The sequence below is a fragment of the Falsiroseomonas sp. HC035 genome (assembly GCF_050563525.1).
In the GTDB taxonomy this organism is placed as follows: domain Bacteria; phylum Pseudomonadota; class Alphaproteobacteria; order Acetobacterales; family Acetobacteraceae; genus Falsiroseomonas.
In genome coordinates, this window is record NZ_JBNXUN010000003.1 from 260443 (window position 1) to 274198 (window position 13756).

At 68.5% G+C, this 13756-nt stretch carries 13 protein-coding genes; 2 read left to right on the forward strand and 11 right to left on the reverse strand.

What is annotated here, in order from left to right; all coding sequences use genetic code 11:
* Positions 1 to 146: 146 nt before the first annotated feature.
* Genes ACLF3G_RS08940 through ACLF3G_RS08960 form a run of 5 tightly spaced genes read right to left on the reverse strand, consistent with a single transcriptional unit; the run spans position 147 to position 5058 of the window.
* On the reverse strand, positions 147 to 1271 hold the full coding sequence (locus ACLF3G_RS08940) for a CaiB/BaiF CoA transferase family protein (RefSeq protein WP_430669012.1): 1125 nt from the start codon (positions 1269 to 1271) through the stop codon (positions 147 to 149).
* Positions 1271 to 2434, reverse strand: a complete 1164-nt coding sequence (locus ACLF3G_RS08945; RefSeq protein WP_430669013.1) for an acyl-CoA dehydrogenase family protein — start codon at positions 2432 to 2434, stop codon at positions 1271 to 1273. The genes ACLF3G_RS08940 and ACLF3G_RS08945 overlap by 1 nt, the downstream gene beginning before the upstream one ends.
* A gap of 54 nt (positions 2435 to 2488) precedes the next feature.
* Positions 2489 to 3094 carry a LysE family translocator gene (locus ACLF3G_RS08950; RefSeq protein ID WP_430669014.1) on the reverse strand — a complete coding sequence of 202 codons (606 nt, stop codon included), beginning with the start codon at positions 3092 to 3094 and terminating at the stop codon, positions 2489 to 2491.
* Positions 3095 to 3131: 37 nt separating this feature from the next.
* The gene (locus tag ACLF3G_RS08955; RefSeq protein WP_430669015.1) at positions 3132 to 3545 is read right to left on the reverse strand and encodes a hypothetical protein; all 414 of its coding nucleotides are present in this window, start codon (positions 3543 to 3545) and stop codon (positions 3132 to 3134) included.
* A 46-nt stretch (positions 3546 to 3591) separates the two neighbouring features.
* On the reverse strand, positions 3592 to 5058 hold the full coding sequence (locus ACLF3G_RS08960; protein ID WP_430669016.1) for an N-acyl-D-amino-acid deacylase family protein: 1467 nt from the start codon (positions 5056 to 5058) through the stop codon (positions 3592 to 3594).
* A gap of 110 nt (positions 5059 to 5168) precedes the next feature.
* On the opposite strand from ACLF3G_RS08960, the gene ACLF3G_RS08965 reads away from it, so the two are divergent.
* Entirely contained in the window at positions 5169 to 5357 is a 189-nt protein-coding gene (locus ACLF3G_RS08965; protein ID WP_430669017.1) for a hypothetical protein, read from the forward strand.
* Here the strand turns inward: ACLF3G_RS08965 and ACLF3G_RS08970 are convergent.
* The 3 genes from ACLF3G_RS08970 to ACLF3G_RS08980 all read right to left on the reverse strand — a co-directional run bounded on the left by ACLF3G_RS08970 (position 5354) and on the right by ACLF3G_RS08980 (position 9166).
* Entirely contained in the window at positions 5354 to 6367 is a 1014-nt protein-coding gene (locus ACLF3G_RS08970) for a serine hydrolase domain-containing protein (protein ID WP_430669018.1), read from the reverse strand. The genes ACLF3G_RS08965 and ACLF3G_RS08970 overlap by 4 nt on opposite strands.
* A gap of 85 nt (positions 6368 to 6452) precedes the next feature.
* Positions 6453 to 7391: a hypothetical protein gene (locus ACLF3G_RS08975; RefSeq protein WP_430669019.1), complete on the reverse strand. Its 939-nt coding sequence runs from the start codon at positions 7389 to 7391 to the stop codon at positions 6453 to 6455.
* A 107-nt stretch (positions 7392 to 7498) separates the two neighbouring features.
* Positions 7499 to 9166 carry a hydantoinase B/oxoprolinase family protein gene (locus tag ACLF3G_RS08980; protein ID WP_430669020.1) on the reverse strand — a complete coding sequence of 556 codons (1668 nt, stop codon included), beginning with the start codon at positions 9164 to 9166 and terminating at the stop codon, positions 7499 to 7501.
* Positions 9167 to 9213: 47 nt separating this feature from the next.
* Between ACLF3G_RS08980 and ACLF3G_RS08985 the strand changes: the two genes are divergently transcribed.
* On the forward strand, positions 9214 to 9792 hold the full coding sequence (locus tag ACLF3G_RS08985; RefSeq protein WP_430669021.1) for a deoxycytidylate deaminase: 579 nt from the start codon (positions 9214 to 9216) through the stop codon (positions 9790 to 9792).
* Between the two features lies 1 nt (position 9793).
* Here the strand turns inward: ACLF3G_RS08985 and ACLF3G_RS08990 are convergent, their stop codons facing one another.
* The 3 genes from ACLF3G_RS08990 to ACLF3G_RS09000 are packed head-to-tail and all read right to left on the reverse strand — an operon-like array spanning position 9794 to position 13754.
* Positions 9794 to 11881: a hydantoinase/oxoprolinase family protein gene (locus ACLF3G_RS08990; RefSeq protein WP_430669022.1), complete on the reverse strand. Its 2088-nt coding sequence runs from the start codon at positions 11879 to 11881 to the stop codon at positions 9794 to 9796.
* A gap of 17 nt (positions 11882 to 11898) precedes the next feature.
* On the reverse strand, positions 11899 to 12489 hold the full coding sequence (locus ACLF3G_RS08995) for a hypothetical protein (RefSeq protein ID WP_430669023.1): 591 nt from the start codon (positions 12487 to 12489) through the stop codon (positions 11899 to 11901).
* Positions 12486 to 13754 carry a Zn-dependent hydrolase gene (locus ACLF3G_RS09000; RefSeq protein ID WP_430669024.1) on the reverse strand — a complete coding sequence of 423 codons (1269 nt, stop codon included), beginning with the start codon at positions 13752 to 13754 and terminating at the stop codon, positions 12486 to 12488. The genes ACLF3G_RS08995 and ACLF3G_RS09000 overlap by 4 nt, the downstream gene beginning before the upstream one ends.
* Between the last annotated feature and the right edge of the window lie 2 nt (positions 13755 to 13756).

Here is a 13756-nt window from a genome sequence, read left to right on the forward strand (position 1 = left end):
GTTGCTGCGATGCACAATCTATAGCGGAGGTGCCGGCCCCACAAGGGTCTTTTTGCGGTGCAGCATAAAAATCTTGCTGCATTGCACCCACGCACCGAGCGCATGCCCGTATGGGCGTCCGCATCTTTCTGCAGGGCAGAACGGTCTCAGCCTCCGCCGAACTCCGCCCGGATCGCCGGACCATGCTCGCCCAGTGCCGGCACCTTCCCGTACTGCCGCGCCTCGCCCGCCAGCCGTGCCGCCGGTGCCGCCACCTGCACCGGCCCGCCCGGCGTCTCCACACGCAGGCGGCGCAGCGCCGGATGAGTGGCAAGCTCGGCCACGCCGTTGACGAAGCCATAAGCGATGCCGGCCGCGTTCAACCGCGCCGCGGCGGCATCGCGCGTCAGGCCGGCAAAGACGGTGCCGATATGCGCATCCACCGCCGGGCGGTTCGCGACACGTTCGTTGTTGCTGCGCCAGCCTGGCTGCACGGGCAGGCCCGGCTCCGCCAGGAAGCCGCCGCAGAAGGCGGCCCATTCGCGCTCGTTCTGGATCGAGATCAGCACCAGCGCGCCATCCGCCGTGGCGAAGGCGCCGTAGGGGCAGATGGAGGGATGCGCCAGGCCGACACGCGCCGGCGCGCGGCCGGTGCCCTCGTAGTACAGCAGCGGCACGTTCATCCAATCCGCCATGCCGTCGAACAGCGACACGGCGATGCCGGTGCCCTGCCCGGTGATGCCGCGGGCGATCAAGGCCTCCAGCACCGCCGCATGGGCGTTCATGCCGCAGGCGATATCGACCACGGAGACGCCGACGCGGCCCGGCCCGGCCGGATGGCCGGTGATGGCGGCGAGGCCGGACTCCGCCTGCACCAGCAGGTCGTAGGCCTTCATCGCGGCGTAATCGCCTTCCTCGCCGTAACCGGAGATGTCGACGGTGATCAGGCGCGGGTGCTTCACACGAAGCTCTGCGCTGCCGAAGCCGGCGCGCGCCATGGCGCCGGGGGCGAGGTTCTGGATGAACACATCTGCCTTCGCCAGGATGCGCCCGAGCAGCGCCTTGTCCCCGGCGTTCTTGATGTCGAGGACGAGCGATTCCTTGCCGCGGTTCAGCCAGACGAAATAGCTGGATTGCCCGGCGGCGGCGGTGTCGTAGCCGCGCGCGAAATCGCCCTCGGCACGCTCGATCTTGATGACCCGGGCGCCGGCATCGGCGAGCTTCACCGAACAGGTCGGCGCGGCGACGGCCTGTTCCATGGCGACGACGAGGAGGCCTTCCAGCGGTCGCATCAATAGCTCCGCGGCATGCCCAGCACGTGTTCGCCGATGTAGCTCAAAATCAGGTTCGTGCTGATCGGCGCCACCTGGTACAGCCGCGTCTCGCGGAACTTACGCTCGATGTCGTATTCCTCGGCGAAGCCGAAGCCGCCATGGGTGTTGATGCAGGCCTCGCCAGCGGCCCAGGAGGCCTCGGCGGCGAGCATCTTGCCCATGTTGGCCTCCTCGCCGCAGTTCTCGCCGCGCTCGAATTTCGCCAGGCCCTTCTGCACGATGGCCTCCGCCGCGCGCATCTGGGCGTAGGCCTTGGCGATCGGGAACTGCACGCCCTGGTTCTGGCCGATCGGGCGGCCGAACAGCACGCGTTCACGGGCATAGGCGGCCGACCGCGCGGTGAACCACTTGGCGTCGCCGATGCACTCGGCCGCGATCAGCAGGCGCTCGGCGTTCATCCCGTCCAGGATGTAGCGGAAGCCGCGACCTTCCTGCCCAAGCAGGTTCTCCGCCGGCACCTCCATGTTGTCGAAGAACACCTCGCAGGAATTGTGGTTCATCATGGTGCGGATCGGGCGGATGGTGAGGCCCTTCGCGGTGCGCATGTCCACGATGAAGGTGGACAGCCCTTCGGTCTTCTTCGCCACCTGGTCACGTGGCGTGGTGCGGGCCAGCAGCAGCATCAGGTCGGAATGCTCGGCGCGGCTGGTCCAGATCTTCTGGCCGTTGACGATGTATTTGTCGCCCTCGCGGCGCGCAGTGGTGCGCAACGCTGTGGTGTCGGTGCCGCTGGTGGGCTCCGTCACGCCGAAAGCCTGCAGGCGCAGCTTGCCCGCCGCGATGTCGGGCAGGTACTGCGCCTTCTGGGCTTCGCTGCCGTGCCGCAGGATGGTGCCCATGATGTACATCTGGGCGTGGCAGGCAGCGCCGTTGCAGCCGCTGGCCTGGATTTCCTCCAGGATCGCGGCCGCACCCGACAGCGGCAGGCCGGCGCCGCCGAATTCTTCCGGGATCAGCGCGGCGAGGTAGCCGCTTTCGGTCAGCGCCTCGACGAATTCTGTCGGATAGCCGCGGCGGCTGTCCAGCTCGCGCCAGTATTCGCCGGGGAAACGGGCGCAGAGCTTGCGGACTTCCTCGCGGATCTCGGCATGCGGATCGGCGGCGGGCTGGTGCATGTCCATCTGGTGTCGTCTCCCGGGCTTGCCGCCCGGATTACGGCGCAGGGCCGCGCGAGTCTACCGGAGCATGGGCACCAGGCTCGCCACCAGCAGCACCGCCATGGTGACGTTGAAGGCGCGCAGGCGCCCTGGGCTGTGCAGCAGCCGCCCGGCGGAAACGCCAATGCCGGCCCAGACCAGCAGGCAAGGCAGGGTGATCAGCAGGAAGACCAGGGAGATGGCCAGGATCTGCGGCAGCATCGGCTCGCCCGGACGGGTGAAGGCGGGCACCACGGCAGCGGCGATCATCCAGGCCTTGGGGTTGACCCATTGGAACAGCGCCCCACCGACAAAGCCCAGCGGCGGCTTGTCCGCGCCGGCCGCCTCCCCCACCGCGCGGGCCTGCGGTGGCGGAGCGGTGGCAATCCTCAAGGCCAGCACCAGAAGCCAGGCCGCACCCGCCCAGCGCAGCACCTCGTGCAGGATACGGCTGGCCAGCAGCGGCCCGGCCAGACCCAGCCCGACCAGCAGGATCATGCCGCCGAAGCCGAAGGTGATGCCCAGCATGTGCGGCATCACCCGCCGCAGCCCGTGGCTCGCGGCGGCGGCGGCGACCATCAGGACATTGGGGCCCGGCGTCACCGAGGAAGCGATCGCGAAACCGAGGAGCGGCAGCCAGTCCATGCCTGGATCGTGACAGCAACACTGACCTGATGAAAGCTCAGCTTCGCGACAGAGCCATGCGCACCGCGATGGCCCGCACCACCAGCCCGTCATGGCCGAGTTCCACCAACGCGGTCAGCACCTCGCTGTCGCCGCGACGGGCGCGGAAGCGGCAGGTTTCAATTTCACCGGCCGCCGTGACGCCGCGGCATTCGAAGCCCATGCGCTGCAACTGGGCGTAGAGCGGCCCGACGCTGCTGCCGGGGCCGTGCGCCTCCAGCAGGTCGCGCTCCAACCGCTCGGCCCCGGCGCGTGGCCCGGCCTTGATGTAGCTGGCCATCTCGAACGGCACGACCCAGCCGCCGCTAAACATCTGCGCGCCGAGCACCAGCGCGCCGAGCACCAGCAGCCCCGCGATCATCGCATTGCGCGCGGTGCGCGTGATCGGATCGCGGCGCTCGGTCGGCGCCACGTCGTTGGCCGGCGGCGCCTGGTACCAGGCGCGGGGTCGTGTCGGTTCAGGCGCGATGGCGCGTCACCAGGCGGCCAGGCCGTTCGCCCGTCGCCCCACCCTTGTCGCCGTAGCCGGCGCGGAAGGTGGGCACGCCATTGGCCCAGACCTCCTCGATGCCGAGGCTCGGCAGGGTCGGCGTCTCGAAGGTGGCGGCGTCGATGACCGTGGCCGGATCGAACAGCACGAGGTCGGCATAGGCGCCCTCCGCCAGCACGCCACGGTCCACGATGCCATAGGCCTCCGCGCAGCGGCCGGTCATCTTGTGGATGGCGGTCTCCATGCTGAACAGGCCGAGGCCGCGCGCGTAGTGCCCGAGGACGCGCGGAAAGGTGCCCCACAGGCGCGGATGCGGGTGGGCGTCGTGCGGGATGCCGTCGGAGCCGATCATGGACAGCGGATGCGCCATGATCCGGCGCACATCTTCCTCGTCCATCTGGAAGCTGATCTGGCCGGCGGGCGTCAGGCGTTCCGCCGCCGCCTTGATGTCGCTGTTCCAGCCGCGGGCGATCTCGTGCAGGTAGCGGCCGGCCATCTCCGGGTGCGGCACGGACCAGGTGATCATCACCTTCACGTCGTCCCGCAGCCGGTCCGGCATCAGCACGGTGGACCCGGCCGGATAGGGATAGACGTCGTAGGCGACTTCCTGCGTGCGGGCATATTCCGCGATCAGCGGCAGGGTCTGGGTGGAACGGCCGAAATTCTCCGGCAGCGAGCATTTGTGGTGGCTGATCTGCACCGCGACGCCGGCCCGCTTGCCGATCTTCATGGTCTCCTCGATCGAGCCCAGGACCTTGTCGGCCTCGTCGCGCATATGGGTGGAATACAGGCCGCCGGTGGTCTTCAGCGCCTCCGCCACCGCGATGACCTCCTCCGTCGTCGCATGCATGTTGGGGCCGTAGTACAGGCCGGTGGAGAAGCCGGAGGCGCCTTCCGCCAGCGCCTGCTTCAGCCGCTGGTGCATGTGGTGGATTTCCCGGTCATTGGCCGGGCGATACACGTCCCCGTCCATCGCCTCCACGCGCATGGTCTGGTGGCCGGCCAGGGCATAGGTGTTGACCTCGCTGCCCTGCTTCGCCAGCGCATGCGCGTAGTCGCCGAAATCGGCGAAGCGCCACCAGCCCTCGGCGCCGATCAGGTCCAGCGGCGGCGGCGGCATGCGCTTGAACCGCGCCGGGGAGAGCGAGACGCCGCAGCAGCCGACCACCACGGTGGTGACGCCCTGGCTGGTCTTGCAGGTGGTGCATTGCGGGCCGCAGAGCACGGCGCGGTCGTCATGCGTGTGCGCATCGATGAAGCCGGGCGCCACGGCGCGGCCGGTGGCGATCACCTCCCGGTCCGCCGTTGCGCCGCCGAGGTCGCCGATGGCGGCAATGCGGTCGCCCTTGACCCCGACATCGCCGAGGCGGCGCGGTGCCCCGGTGCCGTCGAACAAGGTTGCGTCACGGATGATGAGGTCGCAGCGGAGCGCCATCTGGCCGGGTTCCCTATCGCTTTGCGCGATCATGCCAAGCCGGGCGTCATCGCGCCAGGGAGCCTCGGGCGCCGTTCGGCGTTGCCACCGGACCAGCCCAGGAGCAAGCCATGGCCAAGCCGACCGCGCCGACCGGCGCCAGCGAGCGGATGAACAGCGCCGACCCAACCAGCAAGGACACCGCAGCGAAGGTGCAGCAGGGCTCCACCACCCGGAACCCGGAGGCCAAGGTCCCGTCCGACCTCTACCCGGACCCGCCCGGCGTCACCGACCGGACGAAGGGCGCGCCGGACGACTAGGCACCTTCCAGGAACGCCGGCAGGATCGATTCGGTCAGCAGCGCGTGTCGGGTCTGCACCTGGCCGCGCACCCGCGGCACGTCCGGGTCGGAGGTCATCACCACGGTGAGCCCCAGCCCCGGCAGCAGGTACAGCATCTGCCCGCCATAGCCCCAGGCATAGTACACCGGTTGCCCACGCGCCTCGGCGATCCACCAGCCGAGGCCGTACATCTGCCCGCTCCAGGCCGAGCGCGCCTGCGGCTGCCAGGCCTGGCGCAGGAAATCGGCCGGGATCACCCGGCGGCCCTCATGCACCCCGCCCTTGCGGCAGCACTCGCCGAAGGCCAGCAGGGCGCGCGGCGACAGCGCCATCTCGTTGCCGCCGAAATGCAGCCCTTGCGGGTCCCGCGTCCAGCCCGGCACGGTGAAGCCCAGCGGCGTGCCGAGCCAGGCTGTTGCCAGTTCGTGGACACTGCGACGGCTGGCGCGGGCCAGGATCGCAGCCAGGATATGGGAGGTGCCGGTGGAGTACAGCATCCGCCCGCCCGGCTCATCCACCATCGGCCGTGACAGGGCGTAGGCCAGCCAGTCCCGGCTGGCGACCCAGGCGCCGTAATTGGCGCCGGAGGTCGGCTCCAGCCCCGCCCGCATGGACAGCAGATGGCGAAGCGTGATGTCGCGGACCTCCGGCGGCGCGTCGCGCGGAATGCGGCTACCGAGGATGGGGGCGATGCGCTGGTCCAGCCCGGTCAGCACGCCGCGCTCGATGGCGATGCCGGCCAGCATGGCAAGAAGGGTCTTGGACGCTGACTTGATGTTCGTCGGCCGGTCCAGCCCGCCGCCGCGGAACACGCGCTCCGCAACCGGGATGCCGTTCTGGGCCACGATCAGCGCGCGCAGGCCGGGCGTGTCGGCGAACCGTTCGAGTTGCAGTGGCGGGCGTTGCGGCTGCGCCTGGAGGAGGGCAGGGTTCGCAATGCTGGCGAGGCTCATCCCCAGCAAGGCGCGACGACCGGTGCAGGACTTCATGGCCTGCATCTGCTGCGCCGACGCCGCCGCGCAAGATGGAGGCGAGGCGCGCCCTTGCCATGGAAACGGCTGAAAGCGCGCCGGCTCAGTTCGGGCCGAGCATGAAGAGCGGCCCGTACTCCGCCTTGCCGAAGGTCTGTGTCTTGGCGTTGAGCGGCCCCTTGCAGGCCAGCGTGGCGCGGGACATGACGACGTCAGCGAAGTTGATCAGCGGCGGGCGGAAGGTCGCGTCATGCTCGCTCATTTTCTCCTCCGACCCGAAGACATTGGCAAAGACGCAGATTGTCGCGTCGAACCCCATCACGATGACGCGGGGCCGGCTGCGCAGGAAGGCCAGCATGGCAGGCTGGTTGGTCGCCGTGTGGAACGCAGGCTCGTGGATCACCAGCCGGCGGGTCTTCGGAACCTGCATGAACTCGGTCAGCAGAACCGGACACAGGTGCTCCTCGCCCGCCTTGGCCATCGACAGGGCGGTGATGGGGCAGCCCAGCATCCGGGCCACGCGCAGCACCGAGGTCATGTATTGCAGCGAGGTTCGCCCATTGAAGCTCTCATCCAGCCCGGCAGAATCGGCGCTTCCCAGGTGGATCATCAGCAGTCCGGCATCCGCCGGGTTGGCCAGCAGGTATTTGACGATGGAACGACCCATGGAAGTCGAGGGCGGCTTCACGAAGATGCCCTGCCCCCGGCGGTTGTCCGGGTTGAAATCGGCTGGCGTGATAGACTTGGTGTAGAGTGCCGCCTGGACCTGCGGAATCGGCTGGCTGCGCAGATCGTCGAGTTGGATACCGGTACCGCTCAGGCCGGGAAAACTGCGCAGCAGAAAGGACAAGCCGTCGCGGTACTTGTCCACGCTCGCCGGCTCCAGCGCCGCGATCGCCCGGTAGATTCCAAGCGGCGTGCAACCTGTCGTCTTCAGCAGCGCCACCAGTGGCTGCAGTGAGCTCTTGCCGAAGACCGAGGCGCTCAGGCCGCGGTCGAGCGTCGCGTTCACCGCGCGGAGCCGTAGAAGGAACTCGTCCATGGTCGCCTTTGGACAGACCGGCATCGACGGCACTTCCTTCCCGCGCCAGCATCATCGAGCCATGGCGCAATGATGTGCTTTAGCAGCAATCCGCGACCGGAGAAGGCCTATCCTGCGCGGTAGAGCGCCTTCGCCTGCTCCGGGCTGACCAGCCCATCCGCCACGTCGCGCGCGACCAGCGCCGGGTCGCGCGCCGCCGCATCGCCCATGCCGCCACCGCCCGGCAGCTTCAGCAGCAGCCGCTTGCCCTTCGGGATCACCTGGAAACCCTTGGTGCGGATGGTGGTGCCATCGGTGTGGCCGACCCAGCCGGGCGCCCCCTCCCCGCCGCCGTCGCGGCCCTTCGGCGCGTTGGCGACGCGGTCGAAGATGGCGTTGACGGCGAATTCTGCCTCGCCCTTGGTGCCGATTTCCATGACCTTGCCGAAGCCGCCGCGGGTGCGGCCGGCGCCGGCCGAATCCGGGCGGAGCTGGTTCTGCCAGAAGATCACCGGCGCGACATTCTCCGTCGCCTCCACCGGCATGGTCCGCACGCCGGAGGGAAACGCGGTGCCGTCCAGGCCATCCTTGGTGGGACGCGCGCCGGTGCCGCCGGAGTTGAAGGTGATGATCTCGAAATCCGGCAGTTCCGCAGCCGCGCCGGAGACCTGCGCGCCGCCGCGCAGCGGCGGGTTCCATAAGGCCGAGGAGCCTTCCGCATTCACCCGGTCCGGCACCGCCTGGTGCAGGCAGCCCATCATCAGGTCCGGCAGCAACTGTCCCACCACATGCCGCACCGAGACCGGATAGGGCCGCGGTGCGTTCAGGATGCAGCCCTCGGGAATCTCCATGTGGAAAGGCGCCAGCGAGGCCCAGTTGTTCGGGATCTCCGGCGCCACGACGCATTTGATGCCGAAGCAGGCATAGGCGCGGCAATAGGCCGCCGGCACGTTGATGCCGCGCCCGGACAGGCCGGAGGTGCCGGAATAGTCCACCACGATGCGATCAGCCTGCACCGTCATCGCGGCCTTCAGCGTGACCGGTGCCTCGTAGCCATCGGAGGTGATCTGGCTGCGGTAGATCCCCTTGGGCAGGTTTGCGATTTCCTCCAGCGTCGCCTTCAGCGAGCTGTCGAAGATGTAGGTGGCCAGGGGGTCCAGGCTGTCCATGCCGAATTCGGCCAGCATCTCCGCCAGGCGCTTGGCGCCGGCATCGTTGCAGGCGCACAGCGAATAGACATCGCCCTCCAGCTCCACCGGCGTACGCGATCCCATGCGCAGGAAGTCGAAAAAGGTCTCGTTCGGCGCGCCCTGGTCGAAACACTTCACGATGGGGATATAGAGCCCCTCCTCAAAGACGCTGCGCCCTTCGGGCCCCATGCCGAGGCCGCCGACATCAATGACATGCGCCGTGTTGGCGAACAGGCCGACGATCTTCCCGCCGCTGAAGGCGGGCGTCACCACCGTCAAATCGTGCAGGTGGCCGGTGCCGAGCCAGGGGTCGTTGGTGATGTAGTGGTCGCCCGGCTTCATCGTCTCGGCCGGGAATTTTGCCAGGAAGTGGCCGACTGATTCCATCATGGAATTCACATGGCCCGGCGTGCCCGTCACCGCCTGCGCCAGCATCCGGCCATGCAGGTCGAAAACGCCGGCGGACAGGTCGCCAGCTTCCCGCACCGTGGTGGAGAAGGCGGTGCGGATCATGATCTGAGCTTGTTCCTCCACCACCGCGATCAGGCGGTTCCACTGGATCTGCTGCTGGATCTTCTCCAGCGCGCTGGCGGCTTGCGTGCTCATGCGATCCCCATCTAGGCTTGATATTCAGAGACTTGCGGTGCGTAGGAATGGCCCGGACCAAAGTCAGCGCGGCAACACGGCGGAAAAGCCAGGAGAAGTGGGATGCCCGCTACCTCGACCTGGCGAAGCTGGTCGGCGAATGGTCCAAGGACCCGCGCGCCAAGGTCGGCGCCGCCATCGTCAATCCCAAGCTCGGCCGGCTGATCGCCGTCGGCTTCAATGGCTTCCCCTCCAACGTCGAGGATGACGTGCGGCGGCTGGAGGACCAGAAGCTCAAGCTGACCATGACCATCCACGCCGAGCAGAACGCGCTGATCTTCGCGGGGAAGGAGGCGCGGGACTGCGACGCCTATGTGGTCGGCAAGCCGGTCTGCAGCATGTGCGCGACGCTGCTGATCCAGGCCGGCGTCAAGCGCGTGATCGCCGCCGAACCCCGCCTCGGCACCGCATCGAAGTGGGACAAGGCCGGGCTGCTGTCGATCGAGATCTTCCGCGAGGCCGGCGTCGAGTTCCGCCGCCTGACGGAGGCCGAGATGACGCGGCTGGGGCTGGATACCGACAGCGCCACGCGATCCCTGCCGCCATCCGGCACCATCTTCGTCGAGGGTGACGAGGTGGAGCTGTAGTTCAGCCACCGCGAGTCAGTTCCAGATAGCGCAGCCCGTCCACCCGGCAGGACCAGCCCGGCCCGACCAGCGTGCTGGTCTCCGCCTCCGCCACGATGCAGGGACCGGGCACGGCGGACCCGGCGGGCATTTGGGCACGGTCATAGACCTGCCAATCCGCCACCTGCCCGGTCGCCGTGTCGCGCACGCGCTGCATGCGGATCGGCGCGGGGGCCGGCGTGTCGGCCACGGGCGCCACGGGTTCGACCGGTTCCGCGATGGTCGCGACGGTGACGGCGAAGGACAGGATTTCAACGTCGCTGCCGGGCACGGGGCGGTCATAGAAGCGGGTGTATTCGGCGTCGTAGGCAGAGCGGATTTCGGGAATGTCGGCCTCGGTCAGCGCCCGCGCGGGCAGCGCCACGTTGATCTCGTGGCCCTGGCCGACGTAGCGCATGAAGGCCAGGCGGTGTTCCTGCGTCGGCGCGCCGAAGGCGCCTTCGGCGACAACGCGGGACGCCTCGGCCGACATCTCCGCCAGCAGCGCATTGACAGCCGCCACGTCGAAGGTGCGAAAACGCTGGTACAGCGACTTCACCACCTCATACCCCACCGGCGCGCGCAGGAAGCCGATGGCGGAGCCGACGCCGGCGCCGCTCGGCACCAGCACACGATCGACACCGATCTTCTCGGCGACGCGATAGCCATGCACCGGCCCGCCGCCGCCAAACGCGATGATGCCGCGGCCGCCATAGCCCTTGCCGGATTCGATGGCATGCACGCGCGCGGCGTTCGCCATGTTCTCGTCCACCATCTCCACCACGCCGAGCCCCGCCATCTCCGGCGCCAGCCCCAGCTTGCGGCCGACATGCGCATCCAGCGCATCCAGCGCCGGCTGCACATGCAGCTTCAAGGCGCCGCCGGCGAACAGGTCCGGCTCATAGCGGCCAAGCGCCAAATTCGCATCAGTCACCGCCGGCTTGTCGCCGCCGCGGCCGTAGCAGACCGGTCCCGGGTCCGCGCCGGCGCTTTCCGGCCCGACCTGGATGCGGCCCAGCGCATCGAGATGGGCGATGGAGCCGCCGCCGGCGCCGATCTCCACCATCTCGATCACGGGGATGCGCAGCGGCAGGCCAGAGCCCTTCTTGAAGCGGCCGACGCGGGCCACCTCGAAGGTGCGGCTGGCCTGCGGCGCGAAATCGTCGATCAGGCAGACCTTCGCCGTGGTGCCGCCCATGTCGAAGGACAGCACCTTCGACCAGCCGCGCTGCTTCGCGACATGCGCCGAGAAGATCGCGCCGCCGGCGGGGCCGGATTCCACCAGGCGGATCGGGAAGCGCGCGGCGGTGTCGAGCGTGGTCAGGCCGCCGCCGGACAGCATCATGAACAGCGGGCAGGTGAAGCCGGCCTCCTTCAACCCGGCTTCCAGGCGCCGCAGGTAGCTCGCCATCAGCGGCTGGACATAGGCGTTGGCGGCGGTGGTGGAAAACCGCTCCCACTCCCGCATCTCAGGCGACACCTCGGAGGACAGCGAGATGGGAAGGTCCGGCCACATCTCGTGCACGATGGCCGCGGCGCGGCGTTCATGCGCCGGGTTCACGAAGGCATGCAGGAAGCCGATGGCGAGGCTTTCGATGCCCTCGGCACGCAGGGTCTCGACCTGGGCGCGCACCGCCGCTTCGTCGAGCGCCAGCAGCACATGGCCCTCATTGTCCAGCCGCTCCGGCACCGTCAGCCGCCAGCGGCGCGGGATCAGCGGCTGGGCGAGATCGATGTTCAGGTCGTACTGGTCGTAGCGGGACTCGTTCCCCAGCGCGAGCACGTCCCGGAAGCCGTCCGTCGTCAGCAGCGCGGTGCGGGCGCCCTTGCGCTCGATGATGGCGTTGGTGGCCAGCGTGGTGCCGTGGATGACCAACTCGATATCGGCGGGCGTCAGCGCGGCACGTTCCAGCACCACGCGCACGCCCTCCAGCACGCCGAGTTCCGGCGCGTGCGGCGTCGTGAGAACCTTGCCGGTCCAGCGCTCGGTACCGTCCTCGCCGGCACGCTCGACGGCCACATCGGTGAAGGTGCCGCCGATATCGACGGCGAGGCGGGCTGCTTTGCTCAATTCAGACATGTTGCTGGTTAATGCCTCCATTGAAAGGCGTTCAAATTGCCCCCGACTTCAAGGCAGGCAATTTTCATTTCACCCAGGCCACTTTGATGAGTCGGGGTAAAGGCACAGCGGATCGGACTGCGGCTGAGTAAAAGTCTCTCGAATTCTGGAATGCGCGATCCCGACCTGAGTTCAGATTCAACCCACGACGGGTATCCAACGGCCAATACGAAGTCAGCAAAGAACCCCAGCCCGGGCGGGATGTCGATTGCCGAACCACGCGGTAAATGTGCCCAATCGAGCGGGGCAGGGTCCGTTGCCAGCCGTTCTAGCGGCGCGTCTCCAGCGTCGGCAAAATCAGTCATAAACACGCGGACACCGCGAGAGACGCTTCGCCCTCGGTTGACGACACGAACTCGTAGCCACACGCCCGGTCGCTGAGATTTTGGCATGGTGCCTCCATCAACGTTGACCAAACGCTCGACACGAAAACCGCCGTTCTGCGAAACCTCAACAACCAGGACTGGCCGCAGCCAAATGTTCAGCGCAGCCTGAAGCAGGTAGAACGCCGCCGCGCCAGCAAATGAACTAACTAGTGATATCCAGACCAACTCGCTCATTGTGACGAGGACATGCTCGCCCAACGCGTCACCACCGCACAGGCCTCGGCAAAATCTTCCATCCGCATCGCTTCCTTCGGATTGTGGCTGCCATTCTGGTTGCGGACGAAGATCATCCCGGCCGGGATGCCCGCCATGGCGAAGGCCGCCGCGTCATGCCCCGCGCCGCTTGCCATCGACAGGTGGCGGATGCCCAGCGCATCGGCGGCGTTCGCCAGCCCCGCCTGGATGCCGGCATCCATCGGCGCGGCGCGGCTGGTGGTCTCCGCGCCCAGTTCGAAGCGCACGCCGCGGCGCGCCTCGATCTCGGGCACCGCCTCGTACAGCGTCTCCATCAGCAGGTCGCAACTGCGCGGGTTCACGCTGCGGACGTCGAGCTGGAAGCGCGCCTCGCCGGCGATCTTGGTGAAGCCGGCGTCTTCCGTCGTGCCCATGACGCAGAAGGTGACGACCAGCACGTGGCCGCGCGCCTCCAGCTCCACCCAGCGGTCATCGACGCGATGCGCCAGCTCCGCCAGCGCGATCGCCGCGTCGCGCCGGTACTTGCGGGGCGTGGCGCCGGAATGGTTGTACTCGCCCAGCACGCGCGCGCCGCGCAGCCGGCGGCTGCCCGGAATGCCGGTGACGATGCCGACAGGCGCCCCCTGCCCTTCCAGCACCGGCCCCTGCTCAATGTGCAATTCGAGGAACGCCGCCGTGTCGTCCTTGGAGAAGGTGCGCCCGCCACGTTCCACGAAGCCGGGGTCGAACCCCTCCTCCCGCATGTGGTCGGCCAGCGAGCGGCCGTTGTCCTGGCGCTTTACCCCAAGCTCCTCGGGCTTCAGCAGGCCGAGTGCGCCGCGCGAGCCGGGGTAGGAGATGGGGAACCAGCTTCCGGCCTCCTCCGCCCGCACCGCCACCACCGTCACATCCCGCCCCGGCACGAAGCCGGCGCGCTTCATGCCGGACAGGGCAGCGAGGCCCACCAGCACGCCGGCGGCGCCATCGAAGTTGCCGCCCTCCGCGACGCTGTCGAGGTGACTGCCGAGCAGCACGCGCTTCTGCGCGCGGTCGCTGCCCGGCAGGGTCATCAGCAGGTTGCCAATGGGGTCCACCTGGCAGTCCAGCCCGATGCCCTCCGCCGCCGCGCGCACGATCTCATGCGCGCGTCGCTCGCCCGCGCCATAGGCATCGCGGGTGATGCCGACGCCGTCGAAGCTTGCCACGCGCAACTCGTCGAACAGCCTCTCGGCGAGCGCCACATCCGGCGTCAGGTTCGGCAGCATCG